Origin of the sequence: Hamadaea sp. NPDC051192 (genome assembly GCF_040682475.1) — a bacterium.
Taxonomy (GTDB): domain Bacteria; phylum Actinomycetota; class Actinomycetes; order Mycobacteriales; family Micromonosporaceae; genus Hamadaea; species Hamadaea flava.
Genome location: NZ_JBFBAZ010000139.1, coordinates 1 through 20,099 on the forward strand (window position 1 = coordinate 1; position 20,099 = coordinate 20,099).

The 20,099-nt window shown below is 71.5% G+C and carries 21 protein-coding genes; 3 read left to right on the plus strand and 18 right to left on the minus strand.

Annotated features, from left to right (window positions below):
- Window positions 1–35: 35 nt before the first annotated feature.
- The 7 genes from AB0M47_RS35240 to AB0M47_RS35270 form a co-directional block, all read right to left on the minus strand.
- Complete coding sequence (locus tag AB0M47_RS35240) at window positions 36–1,004, minus strand: hypothetical protein (RefSeq protein ID WP_363421875.1); 969 nt, start codon at window positions 1,002–1,004, stop codon at window positions 36–38.
- 97 nt (window positions 1,005–1,101) lie between these two features.
- Window positions 1,102–2,397: a glutamate mutase L gene (locus AB0M47_RS35245; RefSeq protein WP_363421877.1), complete on the minus strand. Its 1,296-nt coding sequence runs from the start codon at window positions 2,395–2,397 to the stop codon at window positions 1,102–1,104.
- 10 nt (window positions 2,398–2,407) lie between these two features.
- Window positions 2,408–2,788 carry a hotdog domain-containing protein gene (locus tag AB0M47_RS35250; RefSeq protein ID WP_363421879.1) on the minus strand — a complete coding sequence of 127 codons (381 nt, stop codon included), beginning with the start codon at window positions 2,786–2,788 and terminating at the stop codon, window positions 2,408–2,410.
- Window positions 2,785–3,534 (minus strand): OAM dimerization domain-containing protein, encoded by a 750-nt coding sequence (locus AB0M47_RS35255; protein WP_363421881.1) that lies wholly within the window; start codon window positions 3,532–3,534, stop codon window positions 2,785–2,787. The genes AB0M47_RS35250 and AB0M47_RS35255 overlap by 4 nt, the downstream gene beginning before the upstream one ends.
- Window positions 3,531–5,087, minus strand: a complete 1,557-nt coding sequence (locus AB0M47_RS35260; protein ID WP_363421883.1) for a lysine 5,6-aminomutase subunit alpha — start codon at window positions 5,085–5,087, stop codon at window positions 3,531–3,533. The genes AB0M47_RS35255 and AB0M47_RS35260 overlap by 4 nt, the downstream gene beginning before the upstream one ends.
- Window positions 5,080–6,675, minus strand: a complete 1,596-nt coding sequence (locus tag AB0M47_RS35265; protein WP_363421885.1) for an amidohydrolase family protein — start codon at window positions 6,673–6,675, stop codon at window positions 5,080–5,082. The genes AB0M47_RS35260 and AB0M47_RS35265 overlap by 8 nt, the downstream gene beginning before the upstream one ends.
- A 4-nt stretch (window positions 6,676–6,679) precedes the next feature.
- Complete coding sequence (locus AB0M47_RS35270; RefSeq protein WP_363421887.1) at window positions 6,680–7,711, minus strand: hypothetical protein; 1,032 nt, start codon at window positions 7,709–7,711, stop codon at window positions 6,680–6,682.
- A 145-nt stretch (window positions 7,712–7,856) separates the two neighbouring features.
- On the opposite strand from AB0M47_RS35270, the gene AB0M47_RS35275 reads away from it, so the two are divergent.
- Entirely contained in the window at window positions 7,857–9,218 is a 1,362-nt protein-coding gene (locus AB0M47_RS35275; RefSeq protein WP_363421889.1) for a lysine 2,3-aminomutase, read from the plus strand.
- Between the two features lie 69 nt (window positions 9,219–9,287).
- Here the strand turns inward: AB0M47_RS35275 and AB0M47_RS35280 are convergent, their stop codons facing one another.
- Genes AB0M47_RS35280 through AB0M47_RS35290 form a run of 3 tightly spaced genes read right to left on the minus strand, consistent with a single transcriptional unit; the run spans window position 9,288 to window position 11,130 of the window.
- A complete protein-coding gene (locus AB0M47_RS35280; RefSeq protein ID WP_363421891.1) occupies window positions 9,288–10,028 on the minus strand; it encodes a methyltransferase domain-containing protein in 741 nt (246 codons plus the stop codon).
- 36 nt (window positions 10,029–10,064) lie between these two features.
- Complete coding sequence (locus AB0M47_RS35285; RefSeq protein ID WP_363421893.1) at window positions 10,065–10,676, minus strand: hypothetical protein; 612 nt, start codon at window positions 10,674–10,676, stop codon at window positions 10,065–10,067.
- Window positions 10,677–10,698: 22 nt separating this feature from the next.
- Complete coding sequence (locus AB0M47_RS35290) at window positions 10,699–11,130, minus strand: winged helix-turn-helix domain-containing protein (RefSeq protein WP_363421896.1); 432 nt, start codon at window positions 11,128–11,130, stop codon at window positions 10,699–10,701.
- A gap of 121 nt (window positions 11,131–11,251) precedes the next feature.
- Here AB0M47_RS35290 and AB0M47_RS35295 point away from each other — a divergent pair, with 121 nt between their 5' ends.
- Window positions 11,252–11,815: a histidine phosphatase family protein gene (locus AB0M47_RS35295; RefSeq protein ID WP_253751986.1), complete on the plus strand. Its 564-nt coding sequence runs from the start codon at window positions 11,252–11,254 to the stop codon at window positions 11,813–11,815.
- A 39-nt stretch (window positions 11,816–11,854) separates the two neighbouring features.
- Here the strand turns inward: AB0M47_RS35295 and AB0M47_RS35300 are convergent, their stop codons facing one another.
- Both AB0M47_RS35300 and AB0M47_RS35305 read right to left on the minus strand, forming a co-directional pair.
- A complete protein-coding gene (locus tag AB0M47_RS35300; protein ID WP_363421898.1) occupies window positions 11,855–12,517 on the minus strand; it encodes a hypothetical protein in 663 nt (220 codons plus the stop codon).
- Window positions 12,487–13,131, minus strand: coding sequence for a VOC family protein (locus AB0M47_RS35305; RefSeq protein ID WP_363421900.1), 645 nt, complete (start codon window positions 13,129–13,131; stop codon window positions 12,487–12,489). The genes AB0M47_RS35300 and AB0M47_RS35305 overlap by 31 nt, the downstream gene beginning before the upstream one ends.
- Before the next feature lie 77 nt (window positions 13,132–13,208).
- Here AB0M47_RS35305 and AB0M47_RS35310 point away from each other — a divergent pair, with 77 nt between their 5' ends.
- The gene (locus tag AB0M47_RS35310) at window positions 13,209–14,297 is read left to right on the plus strand and encodes an NAD(P)-binding domain-containing protein (protein ID WP_363421902.1); all 1,089 of its coding nucleotides are present in this window, start codon (window positions 13,209–13,211) and stop codon (window positions 14,295–14,297) included.
- On the opposite strand, the gene AB0M47_RS35315 is transcribed toward AB0M47_RS35310, so the two are convergent.
- From AB0M47_RS35315 to AB0M47_RS35340, 6 genes are all read right to left on the minus strand, one after another.
- Window positions 14,294–14,806 (minus strand): hypothetical protein, encoded by a 513-nt coding sequence (locus AB0M47_RS35315; RefSeq protein ID WP_363421905.1) that lies wholly within the window; start codon window positions 14,804–14,806, stop codon window positions 14,294–14,296. The two genes, AB0M47_RS35310 and AB0M47_RS35315, sit on opposite strands and share 4 nt — an antisense overlap.
- A 38-nt stretch (window positions 14,807–14,844) precedes the next feature.
- The gene (locus AB0M47_RS35320; protein ID WP_363421907.1) at window positions 14,845–16,188 is read right to left on the minus strand and encodes an NAD(P)/FAD-dependent oxidoreductase; all 1,344 of its coding nucleotides are present in this window, start codon (window positions 16,186–16,188) and stop codon (window positions 14,845–14,847) included.
- Between the two features lie 24 nt (window positions 16,189–16,212).
- Entirely contained in the window at window positions 16,213–17,040 is an 828-nt protein-coding gene (locus tag AB0M47_RS35325; protein ID WP_363421909.1) for an HAD hydrolase family protein, read from the minus strand.
- A 52-nt stretch (window positions 17,041–17,092) separates the two neighbouring features.
- On the minus strand, window positions 17,093–18,391 hold the full coding sequence (locus tag AB0M47_RS35330; RefSeq protein WP_363421911.1) for a serine/threonine-protein kinase: 1,299 nt from the start codon (window positions 18,389–18,391) through the stop codon (window positions 17,093–17,095).
- Between the two features lie 29 nt (window positions 18,392–18,420).
- On the minus strand, window positions 18,421–19,434 hold the full coding sequence (locus AB0M47_RS35335; RefSeq protein WP_363421913.1) for a terpene synthase family protein: 1,014 nt from the start codon (window positions 19,432–19,434) through the stop codon (window positions 18,421–18,423).
- 80 nt (window positions 19,435–19,514) lie between these two features.
- Window positions 19,515–19,958, minus strand: a complete 444-nt coding sequence (locus AB0M47_RS35340) for a winged helix-turn-helix transcriptional regulator (RefSeq protein WP_363421915.1) — start codon at window positions 19,956–19,958, stop codon at window positions 19,515–19,517.
- Window positions 19,959–20,099 lie beyond the last annotated feature (141 nt).

The following is a 20,099-nucleotide window of genomic DNA, read 5'->3' on the forward strand; positions in this document are numbered from 1 at the left end:
CACCAACGGACGCCCGCCCCGCCACGGCGGCGAGTTCATCTTCGGGGACCCGGCCGGTCGGCCGCCGCTGCCGCCGCGAGCAGCAGCACGAACGCGCCCACCAGCAGCAGCGCCCCGGCCGCCGCCAGCACTCCGGCCGCGAGCGCCCGCCGCCCGGCGGTGATCTGGTCGAACAGCTCCGGCAGCAGCCCGGTGGCGAAGAAGGAGTCCGGCGGGGTCTGCCGCAGCTCGTCCAGGGTGGACCGGGCGGCGGTCAGGTCGGCGGGCAGCGCCGCCGCATCGGTGACCGTCGTGTCCACGACCACGGTGACGCTGACGCCGTTGACCGCGTCCGCGGCGACCGGCGTACGCAGCAGCGCGGCGTCGGTGGTCGCGATGGCGCGCACGGTGTCCGCCCCGGCCAGCACCGGGGTGTCGGTGCGCCGTGGATCGGCCGTCAGATCCGAGCGTCCCGCCCAGTACGCCCGATCGCCGCCGGGCTGGTAGACGCCGACGACCGTCAGCCGGTAGCCGAGGACGGCCGACAGCGTCGGAACGTCGGCGGTCAGCTCGTCGCCCACGCGTACGCCGAGCTTGTCGGCTGCCGCGGTGCTGAGCAGGACCTCGCCGAGCGCGGCCGGGCAGCTGCCGGCGATCGTCAGGTGATCGCAGGCGCCGTCGCGGCTGACCACCGGAGCCGCGAGCGGACCGGATGCGGCCTTGATCCGGGCCGGGATCTGCAATGTCGTGTAGACGGCCAAGCCGCTGCCGGCCGCGGCCCGATCGGCCGCCGCGCGGGCGGCGTCGACCTTGCCTCGATCACCGGCGGCGTCGAAGACCACCTCGCCGCGCAGGCTGAGCGTGCGCTGCAGCGGACCGGCGGCGCTCACGTGTGCCACCAGCAGGCGGCCGGCCGCCGAACGGGCGTACGCCGGCGCCGCCGTGGCGACCGCGGCCAGCAGGAATCCCAGCGTCGCCAGGATCGCCGCCTGACCGGCGTGGGCGCGTAGTCCGCGCCTGAGCATCCGCCACATGTCCACCCTCTCGGGAGCGCTCCCACACTCAGCGATGGAGCGTAACGGACCGGAAACGTCGCCGGGGTCCCCCGATTGGATCAAGAAGTCAGCGCAGCGAACCGAGCAACGTCAGCGCCGCCGCCGGATGGTCGTCGGCCAGCAGGCCCGCCGCCGCCAACACGTACGCCGAATCGATCACGACGGCCGGATCGCGGGGCAACGCCCAGCCGCCGGCGGTGTCGGCGAGCGCCGTGCGCAGCACCGCCCGGCCGAACGCCGGCGAGTTGTGCCGCAGTACGCCGCCCGAGCCGATCACCAGGCGTACGTCGCGCAGGTCGGGGCCGCTGCGGGCGTGGCGGCGTACCGCGACGGTGGCCGCGAGGGCCGCGATGCGGCCGTCGAGCGGATCGTCCGGTCCGGCCACCAGCCCCGGGCGCTCCGACCGCAGGGCGGCCGCCACCGCCAGCTCCTCCGGCGACGGGATCAACCGCTCCGCCACGGCCGCGTCGACGACACCCGGCGCGCTCCAGCGCATCCCGAGATCGCCCTCGACCGTGCGGCTGCGCCACAACGTCCCGGCCGCCTCCGCGCGTACGTGGGCGCGCTCGGCGTCCGGGGTCAGCACCGAGTACACGTCGCAGGTCGCCCCGCCGACGTCGACCACCAGCAGATCCTGGCCCAGCGCGTCGCCCAGCACCTCCACTCCGCGCAGCACCGCGTCCGGGGTCGCCGCGCGGACCAGCGACGCGAACCGAGGCCCCTTCGACAGCCGCTTGCCCCCGATCACGTGCCGCAGGAACACCTCCCGGATCGCCGCCCGGGCCGGCCCGGGCTCCAGGATCCCGATCTTCGGCAGGACGTTCTCGGTGGCGGTCAGCGGCGTTCCTGCGTCTTCGAACAGCGTGGTCAGCTCTGTGCGTACATCCTGATTGCCGGCCAGGACCACCGGGACGCGGTGGCGGCCCGCGGACAGCCGCGACCGCGCGAGCTTGCCGGCGTTGTGGGTCAAGACCTCCGCGTCGCCGCCGTCGGTCCCGCCCACCAGCAGGATCACATCCGGGTACGCCGAACGCAGTGCCGCGAGCCCGGCGGTGTCGAGGGGGCCGGCCGCGACGTGCACGACCTTCGCGCCCGCCGACAGGCCGACGCGGTGCCCAGCCTGGGCGGTGACCAGGGCTTCGTAGCCGACCACGGCCAGGCGCAGCCCGCCGCCGGCCGACGAGCACACGCGGACCTCGTCGCAGGCGATCCCGGTGGCCGCGACGGCCGCGTCCAGGCCGCGCAGCACGTCGGACTCCACGGTGGTCGGATGCGACGCGGTGGCCAGGAGCGCGCCGGTGCCCGTGTCGACCACGGCGGCCTTGGTGAACGTGGACCCGACGTCCACGCAGGCGATTCTCACCTCGTGCCGATCACTTGGCCGGGACGACCACCGTGCCGGTCGCCGTCACCGCGACGATCGGCGGGTCGAGCACCTCGGCGGCGGATTCGCTACGGTCGGGGCGGCCCCGGCAGACCACCCGCGCCTCGAAGTCGATCGTGCGGCTGCGGTTGCCCATCCGGGTCACCGTCGCCACGATCTCCAGCACGTCACCGGCCCGCATCGGGGCCTTGAACTGCACGTCGGAGTAGGACGCGAACAGGCCCTCGTCGCCGTCGAGCTGGATGCACACCTCGGTCGCCACGTCGCCGAACGCGGCCAGGGCGTACGCCCCGTCGACGAGGTTGCCCGCGTAGTGCGCGTGGCTGTACGGGACGTACTTGCGGTGGGTGACGATCGTTCCGACGCTCATTTGACGGCTGCCGCTTTCTGCGTGACGAGACGGTGGACCAGATACGAGGCGACCTCGCTGGGCGTGGTGCCCCGGCCGAACACCCGGTCCACGCCGAGGTCGCCGGCCATCAGCTCGTCGAACCGCGGCCCGCCGACGATGAGCAGCGGGCGCTTGGCCGCCGGCATCGCCTCCCGGAACGCCGCCGACATCTCCCGCGTGTTGTGCAGGTGCGCGTCGCGTTGCGTGACGACCTGCGAGACCAGTACGGCGTCGGCCTTCTCCTTGCGCGCGGCCTCCACCAGGTCGGGCACGGTCACCTGGGCGCCGAGGTTGACCACCTTCAGCTCCCGGTAGTACTCCAGCCCCTTCTCCCCGGCGATCCCCTTGACGTTGAGGATCGCGTCGATGCCGACCGTGTGCGCGTCGGTGCCGATGGTCGCCCCGACGACCGACAGCTTGCGCCGCATCTTCTGCTTGACCGCCGTGTTGACCTCTTTGGCGCTCAGCAGCGGGAAGTCCCGCTCGACGACCTGCACCTTGTCCGGCTCGACCAGGTGGTTGACCCGCCCGTAGACGACGAAGAAGGTGAACCCGTCGCCCATCTGCTTGGCGTGCACGAGCATCGCCGGGTCCAGGCCCATCTTCGCCGCGAGCTGCAGCGCGGCCCCCTCGGCCTTCTTGTCGTGCGCCACGGGCAGGGTGAACGACACCTGCACCATGCCGTCGCCGGTGGTGTCACCGTACGGCCGGATCACAGAACTCACTGGGCCGCCTCCAGCAGCTCGGTCGCGGGGTTGTAGTAGCCGTCCTCGTGCCGGGCGACGCCGTCGAGGCCCTTGCCCCGGTCGGCGGGCCGCTTCATGATCCCGAAGGTGCCCTCGCCGATCGCGGTGAGCAGCCCCTTCTTCTCGATCACCCCGAGCAGGTCCACGGCCTCGTCGAGGACCTGGTGGGCGCGCTGCTGGATGAAGCCGCCCGGCGCCGGGACGAAGTCCTCGTGCAGGCCGCCGCAGGCGTTGAGGACGTAGCGCACGTTCTGCAGCGCGATGTCCCGGTCGGACAACCACGGCGTGACGACGGCCTCGGTCATCATGCCGACCAGCAGGATGCCCTGGCCGGTCATGGCGCCGACGAGGTTGAAGAAGCCGTCGAGCAGGTTGCCGCGGAACACGTCGCCGGTCATGTGCTTGGTCGGCGGCATCCACTTCAGCGGCGCGTCCGGGAACAGCTCCCGCGCCAGCAGCGCGTGGGCGAGCTCGAGCCGGAACGACTCCTTCAGGTCGGGGTTGATCTCGAACGCGTGGCCGAGGCCCAGCTGCCAGTCGGCCAGCCCGGCCTCGTGCGCGAAGTACTCGTTGAGCAGCTGCGACACCGTGACCGTGTGCGCCTCGTCGACCGCGTCGGCGGTGGTGAGGTAGTTGTCCTCGCCGGTGTTGATGATGATCCCGGCCCGGGCGTGGATCTGCCGGGAGAACCGCTGGTCGACGAAGGTGCGGATCGGGTTGATGTCGCGGAACAGGATGCCGTACATCGAGTCGTTGAGCATCATGTCCAGCCGCTGCAGACCGGCCAGCGTGGCGATCTCCGGCATGCACAGGCCGGAGGCGTAGTTCGTCAGGCGTACGTAGCGGCCCAGTTCCCTCGACGACTCGTCCAGCGCCGCCCGCATCAGGCGGAAGTTCTCCTGGGTGGCGTACGTGCCGGCGAAGCCTTCCCGGGTCGCGCCCTCGGGCACGTAGTCCAGCAGGGACTGGCCGGTCGAGCGGATCACCGCGATCACGTCCGCCCCGGCGCGGGCGGCCGCCTGCGCCTGCGGAATGTCCTCGTAGATGTCGCCGGTGGCGACGATGAGGTAGATCCAGGGGCGCTGCTTCGGATCGCCGAGCTTGGAGATCATCCGGTCGCGGTCGGCGCGGTTGCGGTCGATCGTCTTGATCCCGGCCTTCACCGCCCGGTCGGCGGCCTTGCGAGCCGCCGTGCGCGCCTTGCCCTCCGGTACGCGGAACCGCACCGAACCGGCCGCCGCCTTCTGGGCCAGCACGGTTATGTCCGTCTCACCTTCGGACAGCATCGCGTCGAACACGGGCAGGGCGACCCCCTGGCCGAGCCCGGTGTCGGCGCGGACGGCGTCGACGAGCCGGTTGGCCCACGGGATGCCCTCCGCGTCGGCTCCGGTGATCCCGGCCAGCCGCAGCACGGCCCGCTCCACCGAGACGGTGGTGTGGCTGCGCGCCAGGTCCACCACCGGCGCACCGGCCCTGCGGGCCAGCTCCCGGGCCTTCGCCACGACGTCGTCGTCGAGGTGCAACTTACCCATAGATCTTCTCTCCACGAAGGATGGTCAACCGGCAGTCCGGCAGGTCGGGCAGCGGCTCGTCGGGCAGGGCGGGCAGCAGCGTCGGCAGGGTCCCGACCAGTCCGGCCGGGGCCCGCCACACCGCGAACGTGGCCGCCTTGCCCGGGGCGAGCACGCCTTCGTCATCACGATGGGCGGCGCGCCAGCCACCGCGGGTGTGCGCGGCGAACGCGGACTTCGCGCTCATCCGCAGCGTCGGGTTGAAGTGGTTGACGGCGGCGCGTACGGAACCCCACGGGTCCAGCGGAGTCACCGGGGAGTCCGAGCCGAACGCCAGCGTCACCCCGACCGCGTGCAACTGGCCCATCGGGTTGCTCGCCAGCGACCGGGCCACCCCCAGCCGCTGGGCGTACATCTGGTGCTCGCCGCCCCACAGCCGGTCGAACGCCGGCTGCATGCTCGCCACGATGCCGTACTCGACGAACCGGGCGATCAGCGCCTTGTCCACGATCTCCACGTGCTCGATGCGGTGCCGGGACTCGCGTAGCACTTCCGCACCGCTGACCCCGTTGCCGCCGAGCTTGGCCGCCGCCATCGCGAACCCGTCGAGCACCGTGGTGATGGCGGCGTCGCCGATCGCGTGGAACCCGCCCTGCACGAACCGCCCCGTAACGGCGGAGTGCCGGTGGCAGTCCAGCAGATGGTCGCGTACCTGGTCGGCGGTGACGTAGCCGAACCCGCAGCCGTCGCCGTCGAGATAGTCGCTGGACAGATGCGCCGTACGCGACCCCAGCGCGCCGTCGGCGTACAGGTCGCCGCCCGCGCCGACCGCGCCGAGGTCGACCGCCTTGGCCGCGCCCATCAGCTCGCCCCAGTACCCGTAGACCTCCGGCAGTTCCGGCAGCCCGCCCAGCGCCAGGACGTCGGTGAAGTCGTCCTCGGACGAGGTGCCGGGGCCGCCGCACTCGTGGATCGCCCCGATCCCCAGCGACGCCGCGTGCTCCAGCGCGCGCCGTTGCGCGGCCCGCCGCTGCTCGGCCGTGATCCCGGCGAACGCCGCCTCCCGCACGACATGGTGGGCGTCGCGGCGTACCCAGCCGGACGCGTCGTAGCCCGCGACGCCCTCGGCGAGCGTGAGCAGCCCGGAGCTGACCAGCGCGGAGTGGATCGACGCCTGGGACAGGTAGACGGCCCGCCCACCCGCCGCCCGGTCCAGCTCAGCGGCGGTCGGCGGCACCTGCGCCTCCCTCGGCCAGGCGGACTCGTCGAATCCGTGGCCCAGCAGCACCGCACCCTGGGGCAGGGTCGCCGCGAACGCCGCGACGGCGTCCAGCACGTCCCGCGCGCTGCGGGCCGCCGACAGGTCCAGCCCCGACAGGGCCAGGCCGGTGTCGGTGGCGTGCACGTGCGCGTCCACGAACGCCGGCGTGATCAGCGCGTTCTCGCCGGCCAGTTCCCGCACGTCGACGACCGTGTCGGCGGCGGGCGCGTCCGCCACCGGGCCGAGCCAGGTGACGACCCCGTCGTCCACCAGCAGGGCGGACAGTCCGGCGTGCACCGGCAGCGCGGGAGTCCGGATGGCGGCGTTCGTGTACAGAGAGGTAGGCATGGGATCAGTCTGCCGCTAACCGCTGCTCGAAGAGCGTGCGCACGCCAGGAACCTCGCGCAGCAGGTCCAGCGCCAGCTCCGCGTGCCCCGGGGCGTACCCGTTGCCGATCAGCATGGTCACGTCCGCCGCGAGACCCTCCGCGCCCAGCGCAGCGGCCGCGAAGCTCGTGGCCATCGAGAAGAAGATCACCGTGCCGCCGTCCGCGGTGGACAGGATCGCGCCGTGCTCGCAGCCCGGCACGTCCACGCAGACCACCGTCACGTCCGCGCGCCGTCCGAGCGTCGCCTCGACCGCCGCCGACAGCGCCACCGGGTCACGCGCGTCGGCCAGCGCCACGACGTCCGCGAGCCCCGCGGCCACGAGCCGCTCCCGCTCCGCTTCCACCGGCACGATCCCAGTGGTACGCACAGCGCCGGCCCGTCGTGCGGCGGCCAGTGCCAGCGAACCGGACTTGCCGGCGCCCCCGATGACGGCAACAGTCGGGTTCTCGTACTTCTTCACGACGCGCTCGGTCAGCGCCGGGGCGCCGCAGACGTCGAACACCGCCAAGGCCAGCTCGGGATCGAGGTCGTCGGGCAGCTTGGCGGCGATCGACCGGCCGAACAGGATCGCGTAGCCGACCGCGGGCACCTGCTCCGACAACCCGTCCCACCGATCGAGACCATCGATGATGTTCAGTGGGGTCAGGGTTAGGCTGACAAGCGTAGCGACCCGATCTCCCGGCTTCAGGCCCAGCGGCGAGTCCGGCCCCACCGCGTCGACCGTGCCGATCAGCATCCCTCCGGAGCCCGTGACCGGATTGTGCATCTTTCCGCGTGATTCGACGATGTCGAGAACTTCCGCGCGCACCTTGTCGCCGTCGCCGCCATGCTTGGTGAACAGCTGGCGGAAACTCGCCGCGTCGAGATTCAGCTTCTCGATCGCGATCCGCACCTCGTCCGCGCCGACCGCCGGATCGGTGGACAGCCGCAGAGCCGCCTGCGGCAGGACGCCGCTCGGCTCGAGGACCCGGTGCAGACCTACGGGCGACGTCATCGTCAGATCTCCCTTGATTCCCCTTGATACGTACAACAGCCGGTGCTTTGCGAGCGCTGGCGGAAATTCTCCGGCAGAATAGTTCCTACACGAAAAATAATCCAGTAGTGTGACGCCGTCACCCCCACCGCTCGAGGAGGAGCAGATGTCGACCGAAGCTGGCCAGCCGTACGAGTACCGCCGAAAGGAACTCGTCGAACCCGACTGGACCCGCTTCCCCGGCTGGCGTGACGTCACCGCCGCCCAGTGGGAGAACGCCCAGTGGCAGCGGGTCAACTGCGTCAAGAACGTCAAGCAGCTCCGGGCCGTCATGGGCGACCTGCTCGACGAGCGCTTCTACACCGACCTCGAAGCCGACCAGCAGCAGACCGCGACCATGTCCATGCTGCTGCCCCCGCAGATGCTCAACACCATGGTCCCGGCCGGCGCTGCCGCGGGTGCGGCGTACACCGAGGCGTTCTACGCCGACCCGGTCCGCCGTTACATGGTCCCGGTCGCCTCCGACCGGCTGCCCGAGTGGACCTCACACCCGCACGCCACCCGCGACTCGTTGCACGAGCACGACATGTGGGTCGCCGAAGGCCTCACCCACCGCTACCCGACCAAGGTGCTCGCCGAACTGCTGTCGACCTGCCCCCAGTACTGCGGCCACTGCACCCGCATGGACCTCGTCGGCAACTCCACCCCCGCCGTCGCGAAGCTCAAGCTGGAACTCAAGCCGGTCGACCGCTACGACGCCCACATCGCGTACCTGAAGAACCACCCCGGCGTCCGCGACGTGGTGGTCTCCGGCGGCGACGTCGCCAACGTGCCGTGGAAGCAGCTCGAGGCGTACCTGATGCGGCTGCTCGAGATCGACACCATCCGCGACATCCGGCTGGCCACCAAGGCGCTCATGGGCCTGCCCCAGCACTGGCTGCAGGCCGACGTCGTCGAAGGCGTCGAGCGGGTCGCCCGCACCGCCCGCCGCCGGGGCGTCAACCTGGCCATCCACACGCACGTCAACCACGTGAACTCGATCACGCCGATCGTCGCCAAGGCCGCCCGCACCATGCTCGAAGTCGGCGTACGCGACGTCCGCAACCAGGGCGTGCTCATGCGCGGCGTCAACGCCGACAGCCACGATCTGCTCGACCTGTGCTTCGCGCTCCAGGGCGAGGCGAACATCCTGCCGTACTACTTCTACATGTGCGACATGATCCCCAACGCCGAGCACTGGCGCGTCGCCGTCTGGCAGGCCCAGCAGCTCCAGCACGACATCATGGGCTACCTGCCCGGCTACGCCACCCCGCGGATCGTCTGCGACGTGCCCTTCGTCGGCAAGCGCTGGGTCCACATGGTCACCGAGTACGACCGCGACCACGGCATCTCGTACTGGACCAAGAACTACCGCACGTCGATCGAGGCCACCGAGGCAGACGCGCTCACCAAGCGGTACGCCTACTACGACCCGATCGACACCCTCCCCGAGTCCGGCCGCCGCTGGTGGGCCAAGCAGGAGGACTGACCGAGCCTCCGCGACGGGCGGGGCATATGCGGTGCGGGCAGCACCGCCCGTCGCGGATCTTCACCTCCGCTAGTCGAGGCTCAGCCTCCGGCCGAGGTTCAGTGTCGTCTCCAGACGCATGCGCACGACGCCGCCGGTGGCCTCCACCGCGTCCCGGATCGCGCCGAGCAACCGCTCCTGAGCGTCCGGCTGCCGCAGCCGGAACGGCGAGAACGTCTGCACCATCCGCAGGTACGCCTCGGTCGGCAGCGCCAGATCGGAGTCGAACCGCACCACCCGCACGTCGTCGAACAGCCCGCTGTCACGAAGGTCGGCGACGATCCACTCCGGACCCCGGTCGACCACTGGGTAGTGCTCGGTGGCGAACGCCGCGTCCAACGCGACCCGCTGCTCGTCGTCGGCGAACGAGTGCTTGCGGCCGATCAAGGCCAGCACACCGCCCTCCGCCAGCACCGCATGCGCCCGTACGCACCGAGTGGCCGGGTCGAGCAGATGCCAGATCAGCGTCCCCGCCAACACCGGCAGCGGACGTGCCGGCGTCCAGCCGTCGAAGTCCGCGCTGACCACCTCAGCCCGCGGAAACTTCGCCCGCAGATGCTCGGCCATCCGCGGATCCGGCTCGACGCACAGCATCGGCGCCCCCAACCGGCTGAACAGCTCGGTGCCCTTGCCGGTGCCCGCACCGATCTCCGCGACCACCTCCGGCGTACCGCCGATGTACCCGGCCAACGCGTCGGCCATCTCCGCCGGATAGCCCGGCCGGACGTCGTCGTACTGCGCTGCCACTTCCCCGAAAACCGTCGTCGCCACGAGGCCATGCTGCCACAGCGCCCGAACACCCCGGCCTCAGCGACGACGCCAGTAGCCGGCCACCTGCTGACCGTCCCGCTCGTGCGGCTCCACCCACACCTGACCCGAACTGCCCAGCGTCAACGCCGGCCGATGCACCGGACCCCGCTGCCGGGGCACCACCGCACGGCGGACGAAGCCGCGTACGGCCATCGAGGCCGCCACCTCGGGCAGGCGTTCGGCCCAGTACTCCCCCACGTCACCGGACAATCCCGCGGCCGCCTCCGACAACTCCGAGATCACCCGCTCGGTGCTCACCTCGGGGCGCACATGGGCCAGCAGGATCAGCCCCTCCTCCACCTGCAACGGCGTACGCAGCTCCACCTGCCGCAGATCGGCCAGCCGCTCGGCCGCATCGGCCCACAGCAGCTGCACCAGCACGTCGTCGGCGGAGGCGACCGCCATCCCGGCGACCGTCACCGGCTCCCGCAACAGACTGCCCGCCGGTACGCACACGATCTCGTGGCAGACCCGATGCCGCAGCTGCACCGCCAACGCCGTCCCACCGGAGACCACCTGATCGCTGCCCTCGGTCGCGAGCGCCCGCCACCGGTACGCGGCCTCCAGCGACAACACACCCCGCAGCCAATGCGGCAACCGCTCGGTCATGCGAGGTCCACGTCACGCGAAGTCATGCGGCCTCCATTCCCCGCGACTCGGGCGGGCGAACCTCCCGCAGCAACGGCCGCAACTCCAGCCACCGCGGATGCAGCACATCCGCGTGCAGGGATCCATCGCGTACCACGATGAAACCATCCGCGAGCAGGGCCTTGACCGCGGCGCTGGCGGTGGCCGGGGCGAGCCCGCACGCCTCCGCGACCGCCCGCGCGGAGACCAGCCCGCGCGGACGCAGCGACAGCTCGGCCAATACGCGCATCTGCGAGCGCGGCAGCGGACCGCCGGCGTCCACGCCCAACTCAGCCCGCAGCGCATCCTCCTCCGCCAGCGAGAACAGCCACCCGCCCCCGGCGACGCGCCCCACCCCGAGGCGGCGCGCGGCGGACACCACGCGTCGGCGCGAGGTCCCGAGACGCCGCGCGACCTGCTCCGGGGTCGCGTCCATCTGGCCACGATAAGCCGTGTTCGCCACACGGTCATCCGCGTAACGTCCGACAAGCCGTCCTAGGAGACTATTCATCTCAGGTCAGACGCATGACACGCCTGGACACGGTTTGATGGAGGGCATGCGGGAGATCGTCCTCGTGCGGCACGGGCAGACCGAATGGTCCGCCACCGGCCGCCACACGTCCGTCACCGACCTCGACCTCACCCCGGAGGGCGAACGCCGGGCGCGTACGCTCGGCGCCCGGCTGGCCGGGCGTTCGTTCGCGCTGGTGCTGTGCAGTCCCCGCAAACGGGCGCAGAAGACGGCCGAGCTGGCCGGGATCGGCCCGATCGAGGTCGACGACGACCTGGTCGAGTGGAACTACGGCGAATACGAAGGCCGGACGACGCCGCAGATCCGGGCACACGACACGAACTGGACCGTGTGGACCGGCGCGACCCCGGGCGGCGAAACGGCCGCGCAGGTCGGCGCGCGCGCAGACCGGATTCTGAACCGCGTACGCCCGATCCTGGCCGGCGCGGACGTCTGTCTGATCGGCCACGGCCACCAGCTGCGGGTGCTGACCGCACGCTGGCTCGGGCTGCCGCCCCAGGACGGGGCGCTGTTCAAGCTGGAGACGGCGACGCTGAACGTGCTGGGCTTCGAACGGGAGGACCCGGTGATCCAGACCTGGAACGCCTAGCCGGCTAGCCGGCTCCCGGCTGGCCGCCCGCTGTGCGGATCACGGACGCGGTGGACCGGCGCTGGTCGGCTTGTACGACTTCACGGCGCCCGCGACCGCCGCGGTGATCGCTGTCAGCACGCTGAAGATGACCGCCAGCGCGATGGCGATGCCGTTGCTTCTCTCGAAGCCGAACACGAATGTGAACTGATCGCGCACCGAGATGCCCCGCAGCAGCGGCGACACGAACAAGGTCACCACCACGTACAGCACACAGAGCCCGCACAGCGTCCAGGCGCCGGGAATCATGCGGGCGAAGGTGAACCCCGCCAAGACCACGAGCGCACCGGCGCCGCCGACGCCACCGATCACGTTCTGGAGCACAAGGCTGGACCAGCGATCGGCCGACCCGAGGGCGTAGACGACGTCGTGCAGCGCGAACCAGCAGAGCATGGCCGCGGCGAGCAGCGCCAGGCTGGCGGCGATCATCGCGGCGACGGCGTTCGCCCTCGGTCTGGGCCTGCCCGGCAACGCGACCGGCCCGCCACGCAACGGCGGCTGACCTTGCTGCGGAAAGCCGAGCTGCGGCGGATTCGGCTGCATCCGCGCTCCTCCCGTTGCGGCGACAGAAATCCGTCGCAGACTATCGTCCGCGACACGAGTCCGCCTCCCGCCGACCGGCGACGGCGTCGTCAGTCCCGGGCCTGCCAGGTCGTGACGCACGCTTCGTTGCCTTCGGGATCGGCGAGCACCCAGAACGCCGGTGCTTCGGCGTCGTAGACGAGCCGTCCACCCACCGCGATCGCGGCCGCCATCCGGTTTGCCGCGTCGTCGTGCGGCACGGCGACGTCGAAATGGATGCGGTTGCGTTGCGGACGCGGCGCGTCCATCTGCTGGAACCACACCGGCGGGCTCTGCCGATCCGGGTCGCTCAGCGAGCCGTCCGGTTCGTCGGCGTACGCCAGCAGCGCTCGCCAGAACGGGCGGACCGCGTCGATGTCCAGCGCGTCGATCGCGATCTCCAGCACCTGGCGCACCCCGGGACGCGTACGCCCGCCGACGGCGGCGGTGATGCGCCGGGCGAGATCGACGTCCTGCTCGGTGACCCAGGGCTCGTCCTGGGTGGTCTGCACGGCCAGGAGGAGCTGATCACGGCGTACGTCCAGCCAGAGGTGCTCGTCGGCGGCCCCGCCCGCGGCGTCGACCACGGTCTGTGCCAGCGCGACGGCCTCCGCCACCGAGGCCGCTGGGATCGTGGCCCGCAGCGAACGCAGCTGGTAGCGCCAGCCGAGGTCGTGGACGGCTTCGGACGCGGCCTGCCGCGAGAGCATCTCCATGCCGCGAATACTGCCAGCGGGGTGTGACGCTCGCGGTTCCCCCGCGCGGGAGAGGGGGGTCACAGGGGGAGATGGGGGTGGCGGGTGCGGCGGTTGTAGAGGACGTGGAGATCGACGCGGTCGTCATCGGGGCCGGGCAGGCGGGCTTGTCCAGCGCGTACTTCCTGCGCCATTTCGGCCTGACGGATTTCGTGGTGCTCGACGCGAACACCACCCCTGGCGGAGCGTGGCGGCATCGGTCGCCGACCTTGAGCATGGCCGAGGTGCACGGCATCTTCGCCCTGCCGGGTTTCCCTTTCGACGCGGCCGATCGGCGGGAATCCGACCCTGCCGCCGACGCCGTGAGCGGCTACTTCGCCGCGTACGAGCGCCGGATGGGGCTTCCCGTCCTCCGCCCCGTCGCGGTCCAGTCCGTTCGCCGGGAACTCGACCGGCTCGTCGTGTCGGACGGCACGACCGAGTGGGCGGCTCGCGCGGTCATCAACGCGACCGGCACCTGGACCCGCCCGCACTGGCCGTACTACCCGGGCGCGGCCGAGTTCCAGGGCCGCCAGTTGCACTACGCCGACTACCGGGGTCCGGAGGAGTTCGCGGGCAAGCGTGTCGTCGTGGTCGGCGGCGGCAACTCCGCCGTCCACGCGCTGTCCGATCTCGCCGGGGTGGCCGCCCAGACCGTCTGGGTCACGCGCCGGCCGCCGGTCTTCCGCGACGGCGAGTTCACGCCGGACACCGGCCGCTCCGTCGTGGCTGAGGTCGACGCGCGGGTCCGCGCGGGTCTTCCCCCGCAGAGCGTCGTCAGCGTCACCGGTCTCGGTTACACCACGGTGGTACGCGAAGCGCTGGCGAAAGACGTGCTGCACCGGTTGCCGATGTTCGCCCGGATCACGGCGTACGGGGTCGAGTGGGCCGACGGGACGTCGGCGGAGGCGGACGTCATCCTGTGGTGCACCGGGTTCCGGGCCGCCCTGGACCACCTGGCGCCGTTGAAGCTGCGCGAGCCGGGCGGCGGCATCCGGATGGACGGCACCCGGGTTCTCAGCGAGCCGCGGCTGCACCTGGTCGGCTATGGACCGTCGGCGAGCACGGTCGGGGCCAACCGCGCCGGCCGGGCGGCGGCCCGGCAGATCCGGGACCTGCTGCGTACGCCGGAAGCGGCGACGGTCTAGGGGTCGGAACGGCCGCGCCGGGAACGGCGGTGCAACCCCCGCCAGCGTCCCCCTTGCGACCGGGCCGCTGCTTCGGCCAACCGGCCTTCGGCGTACCCGATGGTGGTGGCCTTGGGCGTCGTCTTGCGCCAGCGCGTCACGAGCCAGTTCTCGACGGCGCTCGCGAGATCGGGCCGGGGCTTGTCGGTCCGCACCTGCCAGCGGGAATGGACCCACCGCTCGACCGCGTGCGAGAGATCGGCCTGGGCGAGGCGGCGGTGCGCCACCAGCCAGCGTTCGACGGCCAGGGCGTCCTCGCCGCAGGCGCGCACGAACGACGCGATCATCTCCTCGCCGGGCAGGTGCCCCCGCGACAGCGCCTGGGCGATCGTCGCCCGCGGCAGCCGTTCGCCCAGCGCAGAGGCCTTCTCCTCCAGCTCGCGATAGCTGAGCTGAGCCCGCTCCCGCAGCGCACGGAGGGCCTGGACGTATTCGGCCGGCGTGCCGATCTGCGCGACATCCGTCGACATGCGCCGTTCCATACCCACTTTCACGGTCTCAAACGTCCTCAGTCGTCGTGTTCCGACGACTTTCCAAATCGCGCGTAGACCGGATTACCGTACTCGGCCATCGCGCGGCGGGCGAAGACCTGCTGGATACTCGACACTCGCTCGGACCGCTTCCGTCCGACGAAGCTGATCGCCCAGTGCACCAGCGTGATCAAGCGGTTCTTGAAGCCGACCAGATAAATCAAGTGCACGACCAGCCACAACACCCAGCCGATGTAGCCGCTGAACCGCAGGTGACCGACGCTGGCCACCGCCGAGAACCGGGAGATGGTGGCGAGGCTGCCCTTGTCGCGGTAGTGGAACGGCTTGCCGGGCGGCTGCCCCTTGACCCGGCGGATGATCTGCTTGGCGGCGTACTTGCCGCTCTGGATCGCCACCTGGGCGACGCCGGGCAGCTTGTTCAGCGACATCATGTCGCCGATCGCGAAGATCTCGGGATGACCGGCCACTGTGCAGTCCGGGTTGACCAGGATGCGCCCGGCCCGGTCGGTGGCGCCGCCGGCCGCTTCGGCCAGTTGCCGGGACAGCGCGGGCGCCGACACCCCGGCCGCCCAGATCTTGGTCATCGACTCGATGCGGCGGCGGCCCTCGGGCGTCTCGACCTCGATGCCGGTCTGGTCCACCCCGACGACCTTGGTGTTCAGCTGCACGTCGACGCCGATCTTCTCCAGCCGTCGCTGGGCGCGGCCGGACAGGTGGTCGCCGAAGGTCTGGAGCACCGCGCCGATCGCGTCGACCAGGATGATCTTCGACTTGCGCGGATCGATGTGCCGGAACTCCCCGCGCAGCGTCCGGTGGGCCAGCTCGGCGATCTGCCCGGCCATCTCGACGCCGGTCGGGCCCGCGCCGACGATGACGAAGGTCAGCCACCGTTCGATCGCTTGCGGATCGGTCTCCAGCTCCGCCAGCTCGTACGCGCCGAAGATGCGCCCGCGCAGCTCCAGCGCGTCGTCGATGCTCTTCATCCCGGGGGCATACACGGCGTACTGGTCGTTGCCGAAGTAGGACTGAGCGGCCCCGGCCGCGACGATCAGGGAGTCGTAGTCGACCGTGTAGGAGGTGCCCGGGGCGACGACCTTCACCTGCCGATTCTCGACGTCGACCTCGGTCACATACCCCATGAGCACCCGCGTGTTGCGCTGGCGGCGCAGCACCTCACGCAGCGGGGGCGCGATCTCGCCCTCGGACAGGATGCCGGTGGCGACCTGGTAGAGCAGCGGCTGGAACAGGTGATGCGCGGTGCCGTTGATCAACGTGACGTCGACGGGCGCCCGGTCCAGGGTCTTGGCGGCGAACAGGCCGCCGAATCCCCCGCCGACGACGACCACTTTGTGCCTGTCCATACCCTTACGCTAGGCCAGATCGGGTCACCTCGCCCGGAGATGGCGCTGGAGGTGGCGGGCGACCCCGTCCTCGTCGTTGGGGCCGACCGTGCCTCCGGCGGCCGCCAGCGCCGCCTCGGTGGCGTTCGCGACGGCGTAACTCTCGTCGGCGATCGCGAACATCGGCAGGTCGTTGGCATTGTCCCCGAAACACACCAACCGGGTCGCCGAGACATGATCCCGGATGAACCGGACGGCGTCCGCCTTGTTCGCCAGCGGATGGCACAGCTCCAGCCAGGCGTACCCGGGCACGCCCCGGTCCGGGCCGAGGTGGGCGTACAGGTCGGCGGGCAGCTCGGCGAGGACCGGATCGATCCGGCCGGGCGTGTCGATCGCGATCACCGTCAAGATCTCCTCCGACAACGCCTGCGCGAAGTCGGTGACCAGCTGGAATCGCCGGTCGCCCCGGGCCAGCCGGACCGCGGTGAAGTTCTGCTCGCTCGCGTTCTTCTCGCCGAGGTGGTGGATGCGGTGGTGGCCGCCGGCGTCGATGGTGAACACCAGTGGCCGCAGTCCTCGCCGGAGCAGGACGTCGACGGCTGCGGCGGCGGTCTCCGGGCGGATCAGGTTGCGGGCCAGCTCGGTCCGGCTGATCGGGTCGTAGATGAACACGCCGTTGATGAAGGCCATCGGCAGCCGCAGGTCCAGCTCGCCCAGGATCGGCAAGGCGGTGTACGGCGAACGGGCGGTGGCCACGGTGAACCACAGACCGTGCCCGATCAGGTCGTTGATGATCTTCGCCGAGGTGGGGCTGACCGCCGAGGCGGAGTTCAGCAGGGTGCCGTCCAGATCCGTCACGTAGAGGGTCGTCACCGCCCGAGCGTAGCCGCGACGATCATGCGGCCGGCGATCACGGCGGCGACGATCATGGGGCGTTGGACGGCGCGGGCGAGGCCGCCGAGGACGGCCGGGTGGCGGGCTCCGTCGTCGGCGCGGCCGTCGGACTCGGTGGCGCGGCCGTCGTGGCCTTCGGCGTCGGGTTCGCCGCCGTCGTCCGGGGCGCGGTCGTCGTCCGGGGTGCGCCCGTGGTCGCCTGGGTGACGTTGGTGGCCCGGGCGGGTGCGCTGCCACCGACGCTGGTCCGCGCGTTCGCCGAAGGATAGGTCGTCGGGGTCGGCGTAGCGGGCGGGTCGTCGCCCAGCTGGCCTGCCGCCAGCGCCAACGCCGCCACGCCGACCGCGGCGATCCCGCCCACCGTCAGCGCCCAGCGCTTGCGGCCCTTGGGCGGCAGGCCGGCCGGATCGTCGACGGGGTCGTAGACCGGCTCATAGGTCGGCACGGCCGCTCGGGCGGCGAAGTTGGCCGTCGGCATGGTCGCCGTCGCGGTCACCCCGGGACTCGGTTTCCGGGCCGCCTGGGCGGCTGCGGCCAACGCCGCCGCGCTGGCGTACCGGGCGGCGGGGTCCTTCTCCATCGCCCGCTCGACGACCCCCCGTACCGGCGCCGGGATCGACTCGGGCAGCGGGGGCGGCTGATCGCGTACCTGGCTCAGGGCCACCGACACGGCGTCCGGCCCGGAGAAGGGCAGATGCCCGGTCAGGCAGTGGTACGCCACCGCGCCCAGCGCGTACACGTCGGCGGCGCCGGTCAGCGGCTTGCGGGTGGCCTGCTCGGGCGCCATGTACGCGGCCGTCCCGAGCACGGTGCCGGGCTGGGTCAGCTCCGCCGACCCGGCCGAGCTGGCCACGCCGAAGTCGACCAGAATGACCTCGCCGACCTCCGTGAGCAGCAGGTTGGCCGGCTTCACGTCCCGGTGCACCACGCCCGCCCGGTGCGCCGCCTCCAGCGCCTCGGCCGCCTGCGCCACGATCCGCATCGTCTGACCCGGGTCGAGCGGCTGCCCGGTCTCCAGCCGCCGGCTCAACGGCTCACCTCGGACCAGCTCCATCACCAGGTACGCGATCCGCCCGTCCGGGACGTCCGCCTCGCCGTAGTCGTAGACGGCGACGATGCCCGGGTGGTGCAGCGCGGCGAGCGTACGCGCCTCGGCGGCGAAGCGCTCCCCGAAGCCGGGCTGGGCCAGCAGCCGCGGCACGATCACCTTCACGGCCACTTGGCGAGCCAAGGTCTCGTCGGTAGCGACCCAGACGTCCGACATGCCCCCGGAGGCGAGCTTCCTCACCAGCCGATAGCGGTTCTCGACGGCATCTCCCGCAGTCAGCATCCTGGCCCACTACCCAGGAGAGGCGATTTTCACCCCAGCTGCGCGTCGACCTCCGCGACCACGGCGCCCAGGTGATCGGGAATAGCCGCGTAGAAGGCGGCCCGGTCGGCGGAGTACCGCGGATTGCCGGTCGACCAGGCGATCTGCCCCCGGGTCCAGATCAGCGGCGCGCGGGCGTACGCGAGGACGGCGGCGCTGCCGGCCGGGTCGAGGCCCTCGCAGTGCGTCCGCAGATCCTCGTACGCCACCCGGTACGCCGCCAGCCGCCGTTCATAGCCTTCGGCGAGCCGGTACGCGCTCTGCTGCGGCGAACAGCGCTGCTCCTCGGAGACGATCGCGACCAGGTTCACCCGGCTGCCCTGCTCGGCCTCGATGTCGGCGGAGAGCAGGTCGTTGGAGATGATCATCAGCTCGACGCCGATGGTGACCGCCCGGTGCAGCAGCGGATCGCCGACCGCGGCCGAGGGCAGTTCGCGGTTCTCGGCGTACTCGCCGAGGGCCAGGGCCACGTACGCGCCGAAGAACAGCGGCCGCCAGCGCAGATAGTCCCGCAGCCGGGGTACGCCACCGCCGCGCACCTGGGCCGCTTCCCATTCGCAGCCGTCGAGGTGCCGCCGGAACTCCGCCCGCAGCCGCCGCTGCCACGCCTCCGAGGCGGTGCCGGCGATGCGCTCCCAGGTCTGGTACAGCGCCCGGCCCAGCGGGCCGCTGCCGGGACTGTCCAACCAGGAGGCGATCGCGGCGCAGAGCCGTGCCACCACCGATTCCGGCTCCTGTGGGCCGATCCGCTCCAGCTGATCATCCATGATGGACCACGCGCCCATCCACTCCGCCACCCGGGCCAGCTCGGGCGCGGTGGCGTCCGGATACATCCCGGCGACGAGCGCGCCGAACCGCGTACGCCGGACGTAGTCTTCGGCGGCCGGTCCGCGGGCCAGCGCGTGGTCACGCAGGAAGGCGCGGCAGGCCTCGTCGGCGCGGTCGGCGTAGGGGCTCAGGCGTAACTCGACCGGAACGTGCAGCTCCGGAACGACGATGGTCACGCCTTCAGCATGGTTCGCTGCGGGGTGCAACTTCCAGAATGCAAGTAGCTCATTCAGTTACTCAAGCTGAGCGGGAGCGATCAGGAGACCGCGGGCGGGCGCTGTTCGAACGGCGTCGACAGCACGACCGTCGTCCGGGTGATGACGTTGGCCGCCGACCGGATCTCCGCCAGCAGCTTCTCCAGCTCAGTCGGCGACCCGACGCGTACCAGCAGGAGATAGAAGTCCTCACCCGCCACGGACCAGCAGGAGTCGATCTGCGCGAGGTGCGACAGGCGCTCCGGGGCGTCGTCCGGCTGGGCCGGATCGAACGGGCGGATCGCGACCAGCGCGGTCAGCGGAAGCCCGATGGCCTCGTAGTCGACCTTGGCCGCGTAGCCGGTGACGATGCCGCGTTGCTCGAGCCGGCGGACCCGCTGATGCACCGCGGAGACCGACAGTCCCACCTTCTCGGCCAGGTCCGTGTAGGACATGCGGCCGTCCGCGGTCAGCGCGGCGACGATGGCCCGGTCTGTCTCCTCCACGGCGGTCACGATAGTGGTACGCGCGGTCACCGCGCCAGAGCCCAGGTCACTCACGGCCGGACCAGCACCTTCAGCGCCGTCCGGTCGGACATCGCGGCATAGCCGCCGGGCACCCCGGCCAGGTCGACGCCGACGTCGAAG

What these genes read in the sequence shown, in the direction of transcription:
- AB0M47_RS35290 (WP_363421896.1), bottom strand. Translation starts at nt 11,130, where the DNA reads ATGGACGCGACCCCGGAGCAGGTCGCGCGGCGTCTCGGGACCTCGCGC.
- AB0M47_RS35265 (WP_363421885.1), bottom strand. Translation starts at nt 6,675, where the DNA reads ATGCCTACCTCTCTGTACACGAACGCCGCCATCCGGACTCCCGCGCTG.
- AB0M47_RS35305 (WP_363421900.1), bottom strand. Translation starts at nt 13,131, where the DNA reads ATGGAGATGCTCTCGCGGCAGGCCGCGTCCGAAGCCGTCCACGACCTC.
- AB0M47_RS35330 (WP_363421911.1), bottom strand. Translation starts at nt 18,391, where the DNA reads ATGCTGACTGCGGGAGATGCCGTCGAGAACCGCTATCGGCTGGTGAGG.
- AB0M47_RS35250 (WP_363421879.1), bottom strand. Translation starts at nt 2,788, where the DNA reads ATGAGCGTCGGAACGATCGTCACCCACCGCAAGTACGTCCCGTACAGC.
- AB0M47_RS35275 (WP_363421889.1), top strand. Translation starts at nt 7,857, where the DNA reads ATGTCGACCGAAGCTGGCCAGCCGTACGAGTACCGCCGAAAGGAACTC.
- AB0M47_RS35295 (WP_253751986.1), top strand. Translation starts at nt 11,252, where the DNA reads ATGCGGGAGATCGTCCTCGTGCGGCACGGGCAGACCGAATGGTCCGCC.
- AB0M47_RS35240 (WP_363421875.1), bottom strand. Translation starts at nt 1,004, where the DNA reads ATGCTCAGGCGCGGACTACGCGCCCACGCCGGTCAGGCGGCGATCCTG.
- AB0M47_RS35315 (WP_363421905.1), bottom strand. Translation starts at nt 14,806, where the DNA reads ATGTCGACGGATGTCGCGCAGATCGGCACGCCGGCCGAATACGTCCAG.
- AB0M47_RS35285 (WP_363421893.1), bottom strand. Translation starts at nt 10,676, where the DNA reads ATGACCGAGCGGTTGCCGCATTGGCTGCGGGGTGTGTTGTCGCTGGAG.
- AB0M47_RS35320 (WP_363421907.1), bottom strand. Translation starts at nt 16,188, where the DNA reads ATGGACAGGCACAAAGTGGTCGTCGTCGGCGGGGGATTCGGCGGCCTG.
- AB0M47_RS35270 (WP_363421887.1), bottom strand. Translation starts at nt 7,711, where the DNA reads ATGACGTCGCCCGTAGGTCTGCACCGGGTCCTCGAGCCGAGCGGCGTC.
- AB0M47_RS35260 (WP_363421883.1), bottom strand. Translation starts at nt 5,087, where the DNA reads ATGGGTAAGTTGCACCTCGACGACGACGTCGTGGCGAAGGCCCGGGAG.